Genomic DNA, 17080 nt, shown 5'->3' with positions numbered 1-17080 from the left:
GAAACCGTCCGGCGAGGCAGCGCCCGGGTCATCGACTGGGGCTGCGCTGCCGCAGCTTGTCGGGTTCAGTTCCTTGAATTTGCAAAGTTCTTTTTTGAACACGAAGAGATCTTAAAGGTAGTTTTCTATCAAACTGCTTCCAATGCTCAGCATTGGATCGAAACCGTCAAACTTGCTGGAATTATTTGTGTGTCTGACGAACCTTTACCATGGAATTGAGTTTTTTCCACCCGGTGCTGAAACCTCTGGAAAATCATTGAAAAGTCATCTAGAGGAAGGGTCACTATTGCATACATAGATTTGATTTCTTAAGCAGGATTGCCGAATGGACCTTACAATCGTCATTGTCAATTGGAATACAATTGACATGCTGCGGGATTGCCTGGGCAGTTGCTACCCAAATCTTGACGGCATCGACGCCGAAATCATTGTCATCGACAATGCATCCACCGACGGCTCCCCGGAGATGGTGGAGAACGAGTTTCCCAGTGCGATTCTCATTAAAAATACGGAAAACAGAGGCTTTGCCGCCGCAAACAATCAAGGTTTCGCGCTGGCGAAAGGCCAGCATGTACTGTTGTTGAATTCCGACACGATCGTCCATGGCGATGTGCTGAAGAAAACGGTCAATTATCTCGACGAACATCCCGACATTGGGGTTCTTGGCTGCCGCGTCTTGAACCCCGACGGCACCATGCAGCCGAACACGAGCCAGTTTCCTTCCCTGTTGAACCTTTTGATCCTGTCGACAGGTTTATGGCGCATCAAGTCGATCCCGTTCTTTGATCGATACCGCATGCTGAACTGGGATCGCCTCGATGCCCGGGACGTGGATGTCGTCGCGGGCTGTTACATGGCCGTCCGCAAAAGCGCCATGGATGAAGTCGGCGTCCTGGACGAGGATTTCTATTTCTTCGGCGAAGAGACGGATTGGTGTGTTCGCTTCCGTGAGGCAGGGTGGCGCGTTCACTGCGCTCCGGTCGGTGAGATCACGCATCTGGGCGGGGGCTCCGCTCGAAAGTTGAATTTCAAGCGCGACGTGATGCTGACAGATGCCACAATACGGTTGCATCGAAAGCATCACGGCCACATCAGTGCAACATGTGCCTGGATTGTTTTGATGTTTTTTAACGGAAGCCGGTTTGTGTTCTGGAAGACGTACGGGTTACTCACACGAAAGGCATCTGCGCGGGACCGCGCGGAGCATTTCCGCAAAGTCGTCGCGGAAATGCCAAAGTCTATTTGAAGCAAATCCCGCTGTTTTCGATTGATTGAGCCGCTGAATGGGAAACGACTTGAGACTTAAGGTTCTTGTCATCGCTCCGCACTTGAGCATTCACGATGTCGGTGAAGGACCGCTGGCACATCATCTTGTAAAGGCGATGTGTAAGCATGCTGACGTGACCATCTTGGCGCTAGAGGCTGCGAATGGCCCCCCACTGGCCAGTCAATTGCCCGAGGCGGAAGTGGTGACCTGGCAGGAACCGAGTTGGCTGGCAAAAAACAGGTTTGTCCGCACAATGATCAAGCCGCACGTCTTTTATTTGTCTCGCCAGGTCAAAAAATGGCTTTCGGCGGAACTGGCCAAGGGCAGGCAGTTTGATATTGCCCACCAGATGCTGCCGGCCGCACCACGTTATCCGACAGCTTTGCGGTTTTTCCCAATCCCCTATGTTATCGGCTCTCTCGGCGGATCCTTGCCGACACCTGCGGCCTTTCAGAACGAGGCGACCACGGAGAAACTCTCAACAAAGCTTAGATTTCTGGACCCATTTCGCTTCCGCTATGACCCCTGGCTGCGCGCAAGTTATGGCAAGGCGGATCTCGTGATGGGAGTAGCGCCCTACATGGAAGACGTCATGTCTGCGGCCCCAATTCGAAAGTTCGAGCCCTTTTTGACGATAGGTCTCGATGAAGTTCCCGACCCGATCACAAGAACGCGCAAACCCGGCGAACTCACAATGCTCAGTGTGGGAAGGGTCACACGAACGAAAGGGCTTAGAGATAGCGTTCGTGCCCTGGCCTTGCTCAAGGATCTGCCGCATGTCCGGCTTGTTTGCGTAGGTGATGGTGATGATTTGCCGGAATGCCGCGCAGAGGCCGAAAAGCTGGGCGTTCAGGATCGGGTGACTTTTCTGGGTCGTCTGCCGCGCGACCAGGTGGAAGCGCATTACAGGCAGTCGGATTTGCTCATTTTCCCGAGTTTTCGCGAAAGCATGGGAGCCGTCCTGTATGAAGCCATGCGGTGGAGCTTGCCGGTGATCACGACGCGTCTTGGAGGGCCGGGAAGTATCGTCGACGAAACCTGCGGACTTCAGGTGGACGTCAAGACACCGTCACAGCTTGCTGAAGATCTCGCCGCAGCCATACGCAAGATCGCGTTCGATCCCGAGCTTGGCCAAAGACTTGGCACCGCAGCAAGGCAAAAAGTTTTGCAGGAAGCTCTCTGGGAGCAAAAGGCGGACCGGTTGATCAAGATCTACAGGAAAACCCTTGGGTCTGGTGAGACTGTGCAGGAAGGCTGAGACACCCGATGAATGTGAACGTGTTTGATCCGGAAGTCACTTTCCAAATAGTTGCCGGCCTTCGTAGCGCTGTCGGACGCCTTGCTGAACGCGCAACGCCTGATCTGACCTTGTGCGCTGATCGTCTTGCCAATGAATGCGGGTGTTAGACGTCATGCAGAACAGCAGATTGTCGATCATAAACTTTCACGGAATTGGGTCTCCGAAACGGGTTCTGGAGGAGGGGGAAGCGCCTTATTGGATCAGCGAGCAGCAATACAGGCAGTTTCTTGATCTTATCGTACCGGTGAAAGACAAGACCATCATCACCTTCGATGACGGCAATCTCTCGGATCTCGAGATCGGAGCAAAGGAACTGGGTGAACGGCAACTGACGGCAACATTCTTCCCGCTGGCCGGGCGGCTGGAGAGCGAAGGCTCGCTTGGACGTTCGCACTTGCTTGAGCTGTTGCACCTCGGGCACCGGATTGGCAATCATGGCTATGATCATGTGAGCTGGAAAAATCTTGACGATGCCGGCGCGCAAAAGGAGCTGGTGGACGCAAGATCGCAGTTGGAAGACAGTATCGGCGAAAAGATCACGGAAGCCGCAATCCCATTCGGGCAATATGGCAAGAACACGCTGGAGCGGCTCAAGGCCGCCGGGTATGAGCGCGCCTATTCAAGCGACGGCGGAAGCTATCGCGGCAAACCTTTTCCAACCCCGCGCTGGTCTGTGCGGGCCGACACGTCGCAACAGGACGTGGAGAATTTTCTGGCCGGTCATGAAAGTGTTGCTCGGCGCATGAGACGCTCGCTTGCCAAAGCCAAGAAGCAGATGCTGTAAAATGAACACCGAGCCAAACGCAAAGACCGTTCTCATTGGCTTCGCAGATGCCCTGGCTGCGCCTGAAGTGTTTTTCAGTTTGCATGGCAATGGCTACAAGGTGCGCGTTTTTCAAAGAAGAGGCGTTGCGGCACCGCTCGCAAAACACTTGCCGGTCGGTGATCCTTATCTGATTACCGCACCTGAGCAAAACGCCGAGCAGGCGAAAAACGATCTCGTGGAATTGCTTCGTGAAAATCTGGACATTGATGCTTTGCTGGCGCTCGACGACACGAGCCTGTGGCTGGCAAATGAGGCTTTCGGTTCCCTCAAGGACTTTGACCGAATACCGGTTTTGGCAAATGCCACCGGCGCGCAAAAGGAAACTGCACTTAACAAGGCTGTACAGATCGAAGCAGCACAAGCTGCAGGCCTGACGGTTCCACCCACACTTGTCGCCAATTCCCGCGAAGAGATTCTCGAAACATCTTTGTTTCCGGCAATTATCAAACCGGCAAAGGCAATTTCGCTGGACGAAAATGGTCGGATCAGAAAGGGCGACGCCTTCTACCTTTTCGATGAGAGCGATTTGGAAACACTACCGGACGACAACGCGTTTTCATTTCCGGTACTTGCGCAACCGCTCATACACGGCACCGGGGAGGGCGTGTTTGGATTTGCTTCAAAGGACGGTGTCACCCACATATTCGGACACCGCCGAATTCGCATGATGAACCCGCACGGATCGGGCGCGAGCGCATGCCGGTCGATTGAGCCTGACAGTGAGCTTGTCCAGGCCGTAAAGGCCTTTATCGGTTCTGTTGGTTGGCAAGGGCCTTTCATGGTCGAACTACTGACGGATGAGAAGGGCACCAGCTGGTTCATCGAATTGAATGGACGCCTTTGGGGATCCACAGCACTGTCGCGTCGTCACGGATTTGAATATCCACTCTGGGCCGTGGAGCAGGCCTTTGATCCTGAGTTCCGTCCTGCGGAGTTGGCAGACGTCACCGGCGGCCAAGGTGTCCGCCACCTTGGGCGTGAAATCTTGCACCTGTTGTTTGTTGTCAAAGGACCGAAAAGCAAGTTCCATGCGCAAAAGTGGCCGAATATCCTCCGCTCTGCCTTAGGCGTGTTTTCTCTTCATTCTCCGGCGCGGTTCTATAACTACGACCGAAGGTTCCCCTCGTTTTTCCTGCGCGAAGCGATGACCACTGTTATGAATGGCATTAGGAAGCGCAAGAGATGAAGCGAACGCTTAACGTGGTGCTGCACGCCCACTCGCTCTGGTCCTATGACGGTCATTGGACCCTGGCGCAAATTGCGGACTTCTTCGGTGCCCGCGGTGTGGACGCTGTCATGATGAGCGAACATGACACGGGATTCGATCCGGCGCATTTCGATGACTACCGGGCTGAATGCGCGAGCGCTTCGACTGAGAAATGCACGCTCATTCCTGGTATTGAGTATTCATCACCCGACAATGACATTCACATTCTGACATGGGGTCTTTCCCGCTTCCTAACTGAGCATCGCCCCGTCCTTGAAACGCTTGAAAAGGTCAAGAAGGCGGGCGGTGTGGCAATATTCGCCCACCCGATCAGGCGACAGGCGTACCAGAAATTCGACGCGGCCTTTGTTCCTTACCTGGACGGTATTGAAGTCTGGAACCGGAAATCGGATGGCGTCGCGCCCGGGAAAGAGGCGAAGTCACTGATTGCCAGCTCAGGCCTGCCCGCAACGGTCGGTGTCGATTTTCACCGTCTGCGCCACTACTGGCCCCTGACACATCGCACCGAGGTAGCGGGAGCGGATCTGGAGCAGGAACTTGTCGCAGCGATCCGGGAGCAAAGGCTTCAACCGATGCTGATGGGTCGCGGCATTTTCAACGCGCGCAACGAGATCTCGACACCATTCTCCGACGCTCTGGAAACAGCAAGGAAAGGCCTGAAGCGTTTCAAACCCGGGCCGCGCAAAAGCCAGACCAGAAAAGCCGGCAAGAGGTGACGTCTGAAGATGAGGAAAGTGATTGTCCACATTTCAGGCGACTATCCCGACAGTATTGTTCCGGGAAAAACCAAAGCGGTCAGCAGTCTTGTCGACGCTGTCCGCGATACGTTCGATCAGCACATCTATTCGATCAATCGCGGGAAACCGTCATCAGCCTCGCTCGTTGCCGGACTGCTCAGGAATCCTTTGAAACCAGGCTTCGATCTTCAGTTTAGCCAGGACGAGGACGGCGTAACAGCGATCCGCTACGAAGGATTGCCGGCGGGGCTTTACATGAAAGGCTCGCTTTCGCATCTGGCCGACAGGATCGCGGACGACATGATCCGGCGCGACATAAAGCCGGACATCATCCACGCGCACAAGCTGACTCTCGAGGGGTTGATTGCCGAAAAGCTGAGCCGGCGCCTTGAGTGCCCTTACGCGCTTTCGATCCAGGTGAACACGGATCGGAAGATCATGAAGTACCGTCCTGATCTTCTGCGACACTATCGACGCATTTATCATGGCGCATCTGTTGTCTTTCCCTTTTCGGTCACGGGGCAACGCGTCTGCGATGAGACGCTTGGCCCGCGTCAGAAGCCGACGGTTCTTTTGCCGTGTACCTCGCCGGAAGACAGGATCATTGCGCCGCAGATTGTCGAGCCGGTCCTGGCCTCCGTGTTCCACCTGCGCGATCTCCAGAATAAAAACGCGGCAGCGCTGGTGAAGGCAAGCAGCGGTCTCCAGAAGCGGCATGAGGGGTATGCGTTCCACCTTTACGGTGGAGGTACGAAAGAACAGGAAGAAAAAATCGACAGCCTGATCGCCGAACATCAGGCGACTTCGTTCGTTCGCAAAGGGCCGATCCCGCACAAGGACGTGCAGGCAATGCTGAATGGTGTGTGCGGCTTTGCAATGGTCTCCAAACGCGAGACGTTCGGGATGGTCTTCCTGGAAGCGCTTCTTGGCGGATGCCCGGTCGTATTTCCCAGGGACTGGGCGATCGACGGCTTTTTCGATGATGCTTCTTTCGCGCTCGGGGTGTCGGCGAAGGACTTTCCCGCCATTGAAGCTGCTATGGAAAGACTGGTTGTCGACCAGTCACGCTTGAAAACCGAGTTGTCGCAGTGGCAGCAAACCGGAAAACTAAGCCACTTCCAGCGCGAAAGCGTCGTGTCCACATATAAGACTTCGATGATGGGCGCGTTCGCCGGAACAGAGTAGCCATGCTCGAAGAGCGGTACACAGGTAACTCATGTGCGCTGCGCTGCCGCCACACCGAGGGGTGTGGCAGGTTCCGGTACGCTATCGTATTCCGGCGTCGGTGATTATTGCGATACGCTCACAGACCCCGTTATTTTTGCAGGCTCCTTCGACTGCAACAGCGTGCGGTAGGCGTCGAGCATAGAGTGTTTCTCGATTTCCCAGTGGAATTCGCGCTGTGCGCGGTCCCTGGCATATGCCGCCATCTGCTCGCGCCGTTCCGGGTCGGCCAGAAGATCCATCATTCCCTGTGCAAGGCTCTCGGGAGTGCTTTCTTCAACGACATGTGCAGCGTCGCCGGCATCTATCTTTGCCTGTTCGAGGTTGAACTGCACGAATGGCATTCCAAGCGCCATATACTCGAACACCTTGTTCATCGAAAGCTTGTCATTGCAGACATTCGAGGGATCCGGGATCACACCGATGTCACATGCGGAGAGCTTTTCCAATAGGGGCTGACCTGACACATAGCCGGCGAATTCGACATGTTCTGTCAGGTTCAGTTCTGCTGACAGGGCGCGCAGGCGGTCGTAGTCCGGGCCGTCGCCGATGATGATACAGCCGATATCGTCCCGTCCCTCAACGTTGACGATGTGATCCATGGCCCTGACCAGATACTCCACGCCATCCTGTTCGGCCATGATGCCGACATATCCTGCCAGATAGCGGCGTCCGCGTTTTGCCGTTTTGTCCGGCTCCGTTCTTTTAAAGCGCCCGATATCCGGAAAACTTCTGACAACCCAGACCTTTTCAGGTGGCATTTTCCCGGTGTCGATAGCCCTGTCTTTGAGCGTTTCGTTCGTGGCCAGGCTGCCGTCAGCGAGCTTGAATGTGCACCGCTCGAATATAGTCAAAAGTTTATGGAAAAACCCTTTTTTCCCGAACTTGACTTCGTAGAGTTCAGGATTGATATCGTGTTGATCGAAAAGAAACTTCTTGCCGAAAAATAATTTGTGGAAGGCGGCAACCAGAAAAATCAGGTCCGGTGGATTGCACGCATGAATGACGTCAAAGCCGTGTTTGCGAAGCACTTTGATGGACAGCCGCATCTCATGGAAGAGAGCAGCTGAATACTCGGCAAGATAACCAAGTACACCTGAAGCTTCCAAAGGCAGATTGTGACGGTAAATATGAATACCGTCCAAGGTTTCCTCTAGGAGAGTATGTTTCTTCCCGGTCGGGCAAATAACGGAAACTTCGTAGCCCGCCTCGCGAAGCGCGGTGGCTTCCTGCCAGACCCGGCGATCGAATGGAACGGGCAGGTTCTCAACAATAATCAGGACTTTACCGGCCACTGGCAGCGGTATTTTGTGCGCATCAGGCAACGATCAACTCCTCAACGGGAAAATATAATATTCAAACATGCTTGATATACGGCCAACGTGTTTGCTAGGTCAAACGGAGTCTGCCTGAATTCAAATTCGAAACGAAATTAAGATTAATTCATCAAACCTTTTAGTCAAATTTGCATGATCCTCGCATTTTCACCAATAATTTAGTTACAAATGGGTGCTGAATGTGAGAAATAAAAGGCCATAGTTCAGTGTGGTTGTTTTGAACGACCAATTGTTAAAATATTTGGACGGAACATTTCATGACTGTCGATATTCGTGAAAACGGCGCAGCGCTGCCGGGAGACTATGGGTCTCTTTTCATGCGCGCAATTCCCTGGATCTTGGTTGCTTCCCTGGGTGCTGCAGCATTTTACTGGGATGGTTTGATTTCACTTGGCGCTGCCTGGTCGCGGCCAGAATACAGTTACGGTCCTCTCGTTCCGCTCATCACCGCATATATGACACTTCTTGAGATCAATCGTCATCCGGTCAAGCCGGATCATGGCAGTCGGATCGTAGGGTTTGTGGTTCTGGGCCTCGCGCTGCTGGTCGGACTGCTCGGGAATCTCGTGGAGATCCCGGATATCATCACCTATGGCTTCATACTTTATGTCGGAGCCTTGATCCTTATTCTCGCGGGCACGCGCGAGGGTTTCCGTTTCTGGCCGGGCTGGTTGCACCTGATTTTCATGCTTCCGCTGCCACAGTTCATCTATCTCAGCGTGTCCACGCACCTACAGGCGGTCTCAGCAGAAATCGGTGTCGCCGTCATCCAGTTCATGGGTATTCCCGTGTTGCTTGATGGTACCGTGATCGATCTTGGCGAATACAAGCTGCTTGTCGCCGAAGCCTGCAGTGGCCTGCGCTACCTCTTCCCGCTGTTCAGTTTCGGTTGGCTCATGGCCGTCCTCTACAACGGTCCCAACTGGCACAGAGTGGTGATTTTCCTAGCAACGATACCGGTCACCATCCTGATGAACAGCTTCCGGGTCGGTATGATCGGCGTTCTGGTCAACTATTTCGGGATCGGCCACGCAGAGGGCTTCATTCACTATTTTGAAGGCTGGGTCATTTTCATATCCTGCACGGTGATCCTGTATCTCATCGCATGGATCCTGTCGCGTTTTTGCTCTTTCGGTAAGGAACGTCCAAAATACATCATTGGAATGGACTATGAAGGCGTTCTTGGGCCGCTGCGCAAACTGCCATCACTCAAGGCTGGAAAGTCGTTCGTTGCAGCATCCATCATCGCTCTGGTCGCCGGTATCGCCTGGCAAATGACCCCGACGCCGGCACCGGCCTCCATTGACCGCTTGCCCTTGGGCATTTTCCCTATGCAGGTCGACAACTGGGAGGGACGCGCAACGATCCTTGATCGTGAAATCGAGTATGTTCTGGGCGCCGACGAGTACCTGCTGGCGGACTTCAAGTCCGGCAACGAGAATGTCAATCTGCTGATGACATTCTACAAGTCGCAGACGCAAGGGTCGGGCATTCACTCGCCTGAGATCTGCCTTCCGGGTGGTGGCTGGGAAGTTTCCAAATGGGAGCAGAAGGCGGTTACTGTTGGCGCTGGTGATCAGGCCAAGACGATCAACGTGAACCGCGCGATCATCCAGCGCGGGCTCGAGCGCCAGTTGGTTTACTTCTGGTTTGAGCAGCGTGGCCGCCAGATCACGAACGACTTTGAAGCGAAGTTCGTTTCCATGTGGGATACTTTCAACGCCGGTCGGTCCGATGGTGGTCTTATTCGTGTTGTCACACCGATGAAACCGGGCGAAGACGTTGAGATTGCCGATGAGCGCCTTCAGTCGTTCCTCGGTGGTGTCGTGCCGCAATTGCCGACCTATTTCCCGGCGATCGAAGCCTGATATTTCATCGGCGAATTAAAAGCGCGGCCCGCTGACGCGGGCCGTTTTTTTGTCAGGTCCATCAGGTCGCCCTCTGTCGTGGTCCCAATCCACACGCGTAACCGCAGCAAAGCTACCTTGGTAGAATAGATTGCTGCAGCTTGGGACCGCTGCCGGTTTGTTTTGTCAAATGCCCTTATTTGATTGTGTTCACGCTCGCCCGGAAAGCTCTTTCGTGTCGTGCATTTTTTCCTGCATCACAGAAAAAACTGTCTAAGGATTTCATTCCGGTGATGTAGAAAACAGGCTCAGCTGAGAGCCCATGGAAATTGAAATGCACGCACAAAACACGAAACACGCAAATCTCCTTGAGAATCTGGAAAACAAGACGGCGAGAATTGGGGTTATCGGACTGGGTTACGTTGGCTTGCCGCTTGCAGTGACAGCCGCGCTGCGCGGGTTCAAGGTCACCGGTTTTGACATTGACGAAGCCAAGCCGGAGGCGCTGAAAAAGGGGCAGAGCTACATTGCGGCCGTCGACAACGGCATGCTCGAAGAAACGACACGCGCCGCTTCAGCGAGCTGGACAACCGAGTTTTCCGGGCTTGCAGAGTGTGATGTCATTGTCATCTGCGTCCCGACGCCGCTGACACGTCACCGGGAACCGGATCTTTCTTTTATCAAAGGCACTGCTGAAGACATAGCGGCGAACATGACGGCGGGTACGCTTGTCGTGTTGGAATCAACGACTTTCCCCGGAACAACCCAAGAAGTATTGGCGCCGATACTGGCGTCGAGTGGGCTTTCGGTGGAAGATGACTTTTGGGTCGCCTTCAGTCCGGAGCGTGAAGATCCGGGGAACGCGACTTTTCGCACGCATTCCATCCCGAAGATCGTCGGCGGTGATACCGATCTGGCTCGAAGTCTGGTCGTAGCCTTCTACAGCAAGGTCGTTGACGAAGTCGTGCCGGTTTCTTCGACCGGAACGGCCGAGGCCGTCAAGATTACCGAGAACATCTTTCGCGCCGTCAACATTGCGCTCGTGAACGAACTCAAGGTCATTTACGACGCGATGGGCATTGATGTCTGGGAGGTTATCGACGGGGCGTCGAGCAAGCCATTCGGCTTCATGCCTTTTTATCCGGGGCCGGGGTTGGGCGGGCATTGCATCCCCATCGACCCATTCTACCTGACCTGGAAGGCACGTGAATTTGGTCATGCAACACGGTTTGTGGAGCTGGCGGGTGAAATCAATGTGAACATGCCCAAATATGTGATTTCCAAATTGCGCGAAGTTCTGGATCGTCAATGCGGCAAGGGACTATCGACATCTCGGATTCTTCTGGTTGGCATAAGCTACAAGAAAAATGTGCCGGACATGCGTGAAAGCCCTTCCGTTGTCCTCATGGACATGATGCTGAAGAACGGCGCAGCCGTCGATTTTCTGGACCCTCACATCGAAACCATTCCACGCATGCGCGAGTTTCCGCACTTGTATGGCCGCAAAAACATCGAATTAAAGGACGTCACCGCAGCGGATTACGACGCGGTTCTGATTTCGACAGATCACGACGCGATTGACTACGAAGGTCTTGTTGATCTCGGCTTACCCATCGTCGATACCCGCAATGCAATTGCTTCCCGTGGCCTGAAGGGCGAGCTGGTGACCAAGGCCTGAAACCGAATGACGGTTTATTGGGGAAGGGGATTATGGCTCCAGCTGTGTTCACCCTGTAAGCAGCAAACTTGTAGATAAGGTCTGGTCTTGTAGTCCAATCACGGCTAAGAGATACATATTCGATAGCCGTTTGAATTTTTTAAGCAGTAATAGATGCGTTAGCGTCGGGACAAAATCTTTGAAAGGGTTAATATTGGCTCATATAAAAGAATTGACGTCATTGAGAGCATTTGCGGCACTGATTGTCGTGCTGTTTCATATGTATTTCAAAGAAGGCTCAGAGGGTTTTCTGCATCGGATGATCTCCAACGGCCATCTGGGCGTGGATTTGTTTTTCATCCTGAGCGGTTTCATTTTGACGTATGTCTATCATAGCGCATGGTCCAACGGTTCATTCAGCTATCGTGACTTTCTCACGAACCGGATTGCGCGTGTCTATCCGTTGCATCTTTTCGTGATTTTGCTCTTCCTGGCCGCTTATCAGGCGGCTGCAATCCTTGGAAGATCCGGATTTGAAGGCGCGGACTATCAGGCCTTACCCTTCCACATCCTGGGGCTTCATGCGTGGGGCTTCACGGATGCGCACGCCTGGAATTTTCCATCCTGGTCAATCAGCGCGGAGTTTTTCGCCTATCTTCTCTTTCCGCTTGCCATCCTCTTGATGCTGCGGATGCCTGCCAATGTGTCGTTGGTTGTTGCGCTCCTCATCTTTGCGGCAACACATGCGCTGGCGGCCTCTCAGGGCAAGGCCCTGACCAAGATGATGTACGACTTCGGCATTCTCAGGATCTCAGGCGAGTTCCTTGTTGGGATCGCCTTGTGCCAATTGTTCCTGGAAAACAAAATTCCAGTAAAGTTTGCAAGGCCAGGCTTGTTGGTCGTTCTCCTGGGGATCCTTCTCGGCGTTTATTTTCAGGTCAATGAGAGCATCATTGTCTTGATGCTGGCTGCACTTATTTTCTGTGTCGCACTTTTAAGCCGCGAAGAACGTTCCAATTTCCTGCGCCATCCTGCACTTGTCTACCTGGGTGAAATCTCTTACGCGACTTACATGGTGCACATCCTCGTACTGATGTCGGCAAGAGCGATTTTGCCCGCTTCGCTCACCAATATATTGTCTCTGATAATTATCTATGTCTGTTCGGTCTTGCTCTATCACGCGGTCGAAGTGCCTGCGCGCAAGTTCCTGCGGTCGCTTTTGAAACGCGAGAAGAAACACCAAAAGGCATAATTCTTCCAATACGGGCGTTAACATGCAGGGTCGCTCCCTGGAGGAGCGTCGCCGCTCAAACGCGCCGTGCAGCGTGCCGACTGTCTCGTCCGAACCGGCTTGGTACCCGTTGCATCGCCATAGCGGGTCCGTCGGCATTTATATGCACATGCGACCGTGAAACGGGAATTGGAAGAATGGTTTGTTTGGTGTCCCGGCAGACAATCAGCTCTGTTGCCTTGGGTGAGCTCTTGTCTCATCAAGTCTGCGATTGACTGTTTTGTGCCGAAGAACGCTGCGCAGAATTCAAACGGATTGTTCGCGTTTCGCAGGAATTGGGCAGTGCAATCAATGCGCAGAGGCATTGCGTGAGGCCGACCCGATCCAGTATCTGTCGGATACATCGGCCAACCGGTACCTGTTGATACTCAGGACGGGCAAGAGCCAGACCTTTTGACCACAGGCAAGAGACTCCGCGCTATTGCGGCAGCGCGAGGTCGGGTTGAACCGCAAACACGCCAAAGCGGCGCTTGTCGTCGAGAACACGCTTGACGATGTCCGGTGTGATTTCGTCGGCCTCGGTGGCAAATCCGTAGAGCAGGGCGGTGTCGCACAAGGTGTTGATCAGGCGCGGTGTCCCCTGGGTCGCGTAATAAATAAGGTCACAGGCACCGGGTGTGAACAGTGAGCGTTTCGCACCGGCGATCTTCAATCGGTGCGCAATGTAACCGGCTACCTCTTGCTGCTCCAAAAAGGAGAGATGGAAGTCGGAGGTTACACGTTGCACGAATTGCCTCAGGCTCGGAGCTGCAAGAAGTGTCTTGAGTTCCGGTTGCCCGCTCAGAACGATTTGAAGAAGCTCGCGGTCATGGGTGTTGATGTTGGAGAGCATTCGAAGCTCTTCAAGAGCTTCCGACCCGAGGTTCTGCGCCTCGTCGACAATGAGAACTGTGCGGCGGCCCTGTTCGTATTGCTCGATCAGAAAGTCTCTGAACTGTTTGTAGAGCTTGACGTGGGAGTCGCTTTCAAAGTCCTGGTCAAAAGCCATCAGGACCCATTGCAGAAGTTCTCCGGCACCGCCTGTATTCGCCAGCAGGCCAACGCGGATATCACCCGGTAATTTGCTCAAGAGGTGTTGAATAAGCGTCGTTTTGCCGGCACCGACTTCGCCCGTAATCACCGTGAAACCGGCATGGTTGACGATGCCGTATTCCAGCATGGCAAACGCCATGCTGTGCGGACCCGCCCAATAAATGAAACGCGGATCCGGAACCAGCGCAAATGGCTTCGTCAAGAGACCGTAATACGGCTCGTACATCATCGACCCCGAGGTGCGTGATTGTCTAAATTTCGGTTCTTGTTGCATTGTCTACAACCGGTAAAATCGCGACAAATCGAACAAACGAGTTGAAACTACTTCTACCGTTTCATTTTGTTTTTCACTAAGCAAGTTTGCGGTACGTTTTCAAGAGTTTACTCCAAAAAAGGTAAATCCGTAACCACGTGCCGCGTGCACATCGTTGAACGACAAATCAAACATGCCTGCAACGCAGGGCAGGCAATGCCTGAAATATTCAACTGTTAACGTATATAAGTTTAGATTGCGGCAAAATAGCAGCGATTTCTTTGTATCTGAAAACTGTTGAGCACTACGTTGGTCTAAACTTAGAAAAAATTTGAATTCAACGCACTATAACGCAGTTTTGATTTCGGTAATAGTCTAAAAAATATGCATAGCTGCAAAACTAAGTGTCTTTACTTCCATTTTTGTTGCGAAGGTTTAAAAATACAAGGCCTCCAACATTGATTTCAAAATGAACTGAAGTCAGCGAAATACGGCCTTCAGAGTTATCGAATTTGGTGTGCGACGGAGTTGAGCCTGCAAAAGCAATATTTTTCGGATCTGCGCGGCTGCTTGTGAAGTCGACGACGGCTGTCAAGCGCCCGCTTGTCTAATAATAGTAATCCTCACTCTGGGTGTCTTCGCACTTGTTCAGAACAATTCCGAGCAGCTTGTCGAGTTCGCTAATATGGAGTTCGCACTCGTCCACCTCGGCAGTGGTAGAGGTACCGGAAGCAACCACGAGCAATGACGTGTCAATGCGCGGAAGAAATCCAAGGGCGTCGTCGCTGCTACGCATTGGCGGCAGATCGAAGAGGATGATTTCGGGTGAGAGGGTCGTTTCAATGAACTCAAACAGCTCCAGCATCTTCGGCGCCTGGAGCAATTCCGAGGATGCCGGCGTGTGTCCGCTGTTCAGACCCAGAACCAGGTTGGGGTCCACTTGAACGAAGCAGTCCTTGGCTTCCGCTTTTCCCAACAGGAATTGTGCAATTGACCGGTCGGGCTCGATATTGAGTGTTGGCGCTACCGAAGGCCGCCTGAGGTCGAGGTCAACAACCACTGTACGCAAACCCGGGTTCCTGGACAGGCTGAAAGCGAGGTTCAGCGTCACCATCGTCTTGCCGCATCCAGGTGTCGGCGATGTGATCGCCAGAGACTTCCAGTTATTGTCGGACATTGCCTGGCGGATGCGTGTGCGCAGCAGATTGAAAGCAATGTAATTCGGATCGTCCATCGATTTGGACACAATGCGTCGGCGTTCCAGATGCTTCGGGTCTATTTCGATTTTCCGAAGTTCAGGAACCTCCAGGTCACTGGATTTGGCTGCTATTTCGACTTTCTTGATGGGTGGCTTGATTTCCGCATTGGAAACAGGCGCTGCAGGCGCATTGGTTTCATCCAATACACCCGCCTTTTTGAGCGCGCTCTTAATGTGTTCCACGCAGTTTCTCCGATTTGATGTTAAATGCGCTTAAAGCGAAACAAAGATTGCAAGCATGGGTTCTAGCTTTTGCCACACCCGTTCGCCAAGCAGGTCCAGCGGCAAAACGTAGAGATGCGCAACCGCGAGCACGGCGAGAATACCAAGAATACCAGCGCAAAAAATTAACAAGCGCCGAGTAATCCGCCCCACTCTTTCCCGTCTTGTCGTGACATAGGGAATGACGGCGATCGGACGGACCTTCAAACGCCGCTCCAGATCGCGCGCTGTGCGGATACTGTTGTCCAGAAATTCAAGCAATATGGCAAGGCCCAGTCCGACGGCCATGGCGCCACCGCCTCCGGCTGCAACAATCTGGATGCGATTGGGTGCAGTGGGTGCTTCCGGTATGGTTGCCTGTTCAAGAACCTCAAAGCGTTCTGCCTGCCGGTCCTGCTCAAGTCTTTCACCAATTTCCGCATCCGTGAGTTTCGCTTTGGTCTGGCTGTACTCGTCGCGCAGATTTTGATAATCGCGCATCATGGCAGCCAGTTCGACTTCGATGCTCGGGGTTTTGGAGATGCTTGATTTGAGCTCATCAGCTCTGCGTTCAAACTCCAGCTTCTGTGCTTCAAGCAGCTTGATCCTGGTGTCGGGATCAGCTGTGAAGCCTTCCTGGGCCATCTGGGATTTGGTTGCCGCAATATCGATTTCCGCTTGCGCAATCTGCCTGTCCAGATCGTCCATCGTTCTCTGAGAAACGAAGCCTTTCTCCAGAAGAGGTGTCAGCAGTTCCCGCCGTTCCACGAAGGCTTCGTAGTTCAGTTCCTGGGATTGAAGACGAAAAGCAAGTTGTTGAGCCCCTGCATCTTCGTTTGCCCCGGTGCCGAGGTCTGCCTGTCTGGCGAGTTTGAGCCGTTGGGTTATCACGTCAACGTTTGCGTTCAATTCCGTGAGTTTTTCGCGCCGGATCGGAAGAGTTTCCGGCAGAGATTCTTCATTGTCTCGCTTGAAACCGGCGATTTTGTTTTCCAGCGCGAGCAATTCGCCATCCAGGGTTCGAAGCTGCTGCTGGAAGAACTCGCTTGTCTCTGCGGCTCTGCTGAGACGCGTTTCCAGGTTCTGAGACAGGATTGAAGTGACCAGTTCGTTGGCCACGCGCGCCGCCATAGTGGCATTAGAATACTGGAAGGCCACGTCGAAGCCGATGACCTGGGTATTCCGCGCGGAGGTGGCGACGCCGATTTGTTTGATGCGGATGGAGCTCCGCATTTCTTCGACAATTTCGGTCGGTGAAAGGGCACCGTCCTTTTGACCCTGATATAGGGTGAATTTACCCGCAATTTCCAGAAGGTTGTCGCGCGCAAGCAGGCGCTGCTCGATGACCTTGATGCGTTCGCTTGGGCTTGCTGTGACCGTCGCTGAAGCCAACTCCCGCGGAATACGTTGAGATTCGATCAGGATTGTTGCCTTTGCCTCATAGCTTCGGGGCAGTGAGTAGGCAACAAAAACTGCGGCAGCGAAAATCACGACAAACGGCAGGACGAAGTATAAATACCGCCGCTTGACGATCGCCCATATCATTCCAAGGTCAAAACTCTGTTCCATCAATTCAAACCGTTTGCGACTGAGTGAGAGACGGGGAGGGGGGCTTCCCTATC

At 53.3% G+C, this 17080-nt stretch carries 13 protein-coding genes; 9 read left to right on the top strand and 4 right to left on the bottom strand.

The window, feature by feature from the left end; translation table 11 throughout:
* Window positions 1-325 precede the first annotated feature (325 nt).
* The 6 genes from Q0915_RS12760 to Q0915_RS12735 all read left to right on the top strand — a co-directional run bounded on the left by Q0915_RS12760 (window position 326) and on the right by Q0915_RS12735 (window position 6543).
* Complete coding sequence (locus tag Q0915_RS12760) at window positions 326-1246, top strand: glycosyltransferase family 2 protein (protein WP_299471906.1); 921 nt, start codon at window positions 326-328, stop codon at window positions 1244-1246.
* A gap of 37 nt (window positions 1247-1283) precedes the next feature.
* On the top strand, window positions 1284-2525 hold the full coding sequence (locus Q0915_RS12755; RefSeq protein WP_299471905.1) for a glycosyltransferase family 4 protein: 1242 nt from the start codon (window positions 1284-1286) through the stop codon (window positions 2523-2525).
* Between the two features lie 154 nt (window positions 2526-2679).
* A complete protein-coding gene (locus Q0915_RS12750) occupies window positions 2680-3351 on the top strand; it encodes a polysaccharide deacetylase family protein (protein ID WP_299471904.1) in 672 nt (223 codons plus the stop codon).
* 1 nt (window position 3352) lies between these two features.
* On the top strand, window positions 3353-4579 hold the full coding sequence (locus Q0915_RS12745; RefSeq protein WP_299471903.1) for a hypothetical protein: 1227 nt from the start codon (window positions 3353-3355) through the stop codon (window positions 4577-4579).
* Window positions 4576-5337 carry a hypothetical protein gene (locus Q0915_RS12740; protein ID WP_299471902.1) on the top strand — a complete coding sequence of 254 codons (762 nt, stop codon included), beginning with the start codon at window positions 4576-4578 and terminating at the stop codon, window positions 5335-5337. The genes Q0915_RS12745 and Q0915_RS12740 overlap by 4 nt, the downstream gene beginning before the upstream one ends.
* 9 nt (window positions 5338-5346) lie before the next feature.
* Window positions 5347-6543, top strand: a complete 1197-nt coding sequence (locus Q0915_RS12735) for a glycosyltransferase (protein WP_299471901.1) — start codon at window positions 5347-5349, stop codon at window positions 6541-6543.
* A gap of 104 nt (window positions 6544-6647) precedes the next feature.
* Here Q0915_RS12735 and Q0915_RS12730 read toward each other — a convergent pair whose 3' ends face one another.
* A complete protein-coding gene (locus Q0915_RS12730) occupies window positions 6648-7907 on the bottom strand; it encodes a glycosyltransferase family 4 protein (protein WP_299471900.1) in 1260 nt (419 codons plus the stop codon).
* 269 nt (window positions 7908-8176) lie between these two features.
* Here Q0915_RS12730 and xrtD point away from each other — a divergent pair, with 269 nt between their 5' ends.
* The 3 genes from xrtD (at window position 8177) to Q0915_RS12715 (ending at window position 12675) form a co-directional block, all read left to right on the top strand.
* Complete coding sequence (gene xrtD, locus Q0915_RS12725; RefSeq protein WP_299471899.1) at window positions 8177-9787, top strand: VPLPA-CTERM-specific exosortase XrtD; 1611 nt, start codon at window positions 8177-8179, stop codon at window positions 9785-9787.
* A 313-nt stretch (window positions 9788-10100) separates the two neighbouring features.
* Window positions 10101-11444 carry a nucleotide sugar dehydrogenase gene (locus Q0915_RS12720; protein ID WP_299471898.1) on the top strand — a complete coding sequence of 448 codons (1344 nt, stop codon included), beginning with the start codon at window positions 10101-10103 and terminating at the stop codon, window positions 11442-11444.
* Between the two features lie 193 nt (window positions 11445-11637).
* Window positions 11638-12675 carry an acyltransferase gene (locus tag Q0915_RS12715; RefSeq protein ID WP_299471897.1) on the top strand — a complete coding sequence of 346 codons (1038 nt, stop codon included), beginning with the start codon at window positions 11638-11640 and terminating at the stop codon, window positions 12673-12675.
* A gap of 457 nt (window positions 12676-13132) precedes the next feature.
* Here the strand turns inward: Q0915_RS12715 and Q0915_RS12710 are convergent, their stop codons facing one another.
* From Q0915_RS12710 to Q0915_RS12700, 3 genes are all read right to left on the bottom strand, one after another.
* Window positions 13133-13972 (bottom strand): AAA family ATPase, encoded by an 840-nt coding sequence (locus Q0915_RS12710; protein WP_299471896.1) that lies wholly within the window; start codon window positions 13970-13972, stop codon window positions 13133-13135.
* 634 nt (window positions 13973-14606) lie between these two features.
* Window positions 14607-15440: a CpsD/CapB family tyrosine-protein kinase gene (locus tag Q0915_RS12705; RefSeq protein ID WP_299471895.1), complete on the bottom strand. Its 834-nt coding sequence runs from the start codon at window positions 15438-15440 to the stop codon at window positions 14607-14609.
* 30 nt (window positions 15441-15470) lie between these two features.
* A complete protein-coding gene (locus Q0915_RS12700; protein ID WP_299471894.1) occupies window positions 15471-17027 on the bottom strand; it encodes a hypothetical protein in 1557 nt (518 codons plus the stop codon).
* Between the last annotated feature and the right edge of the window lie 53 nt (window positions 17028-17080).

Origin of the sequence: uncultured Roseibium sp. (genome assembly GCF_947494555.1) — a bacterium.
GTDB lineage: Bacteria > Pseudomonadota > Alphaproteobacteria > Rhizobiales > Stappiaceae > Roseibium.
This window is presented reverse-complemented; position numbering and strand designations above follow the sequence as displayed.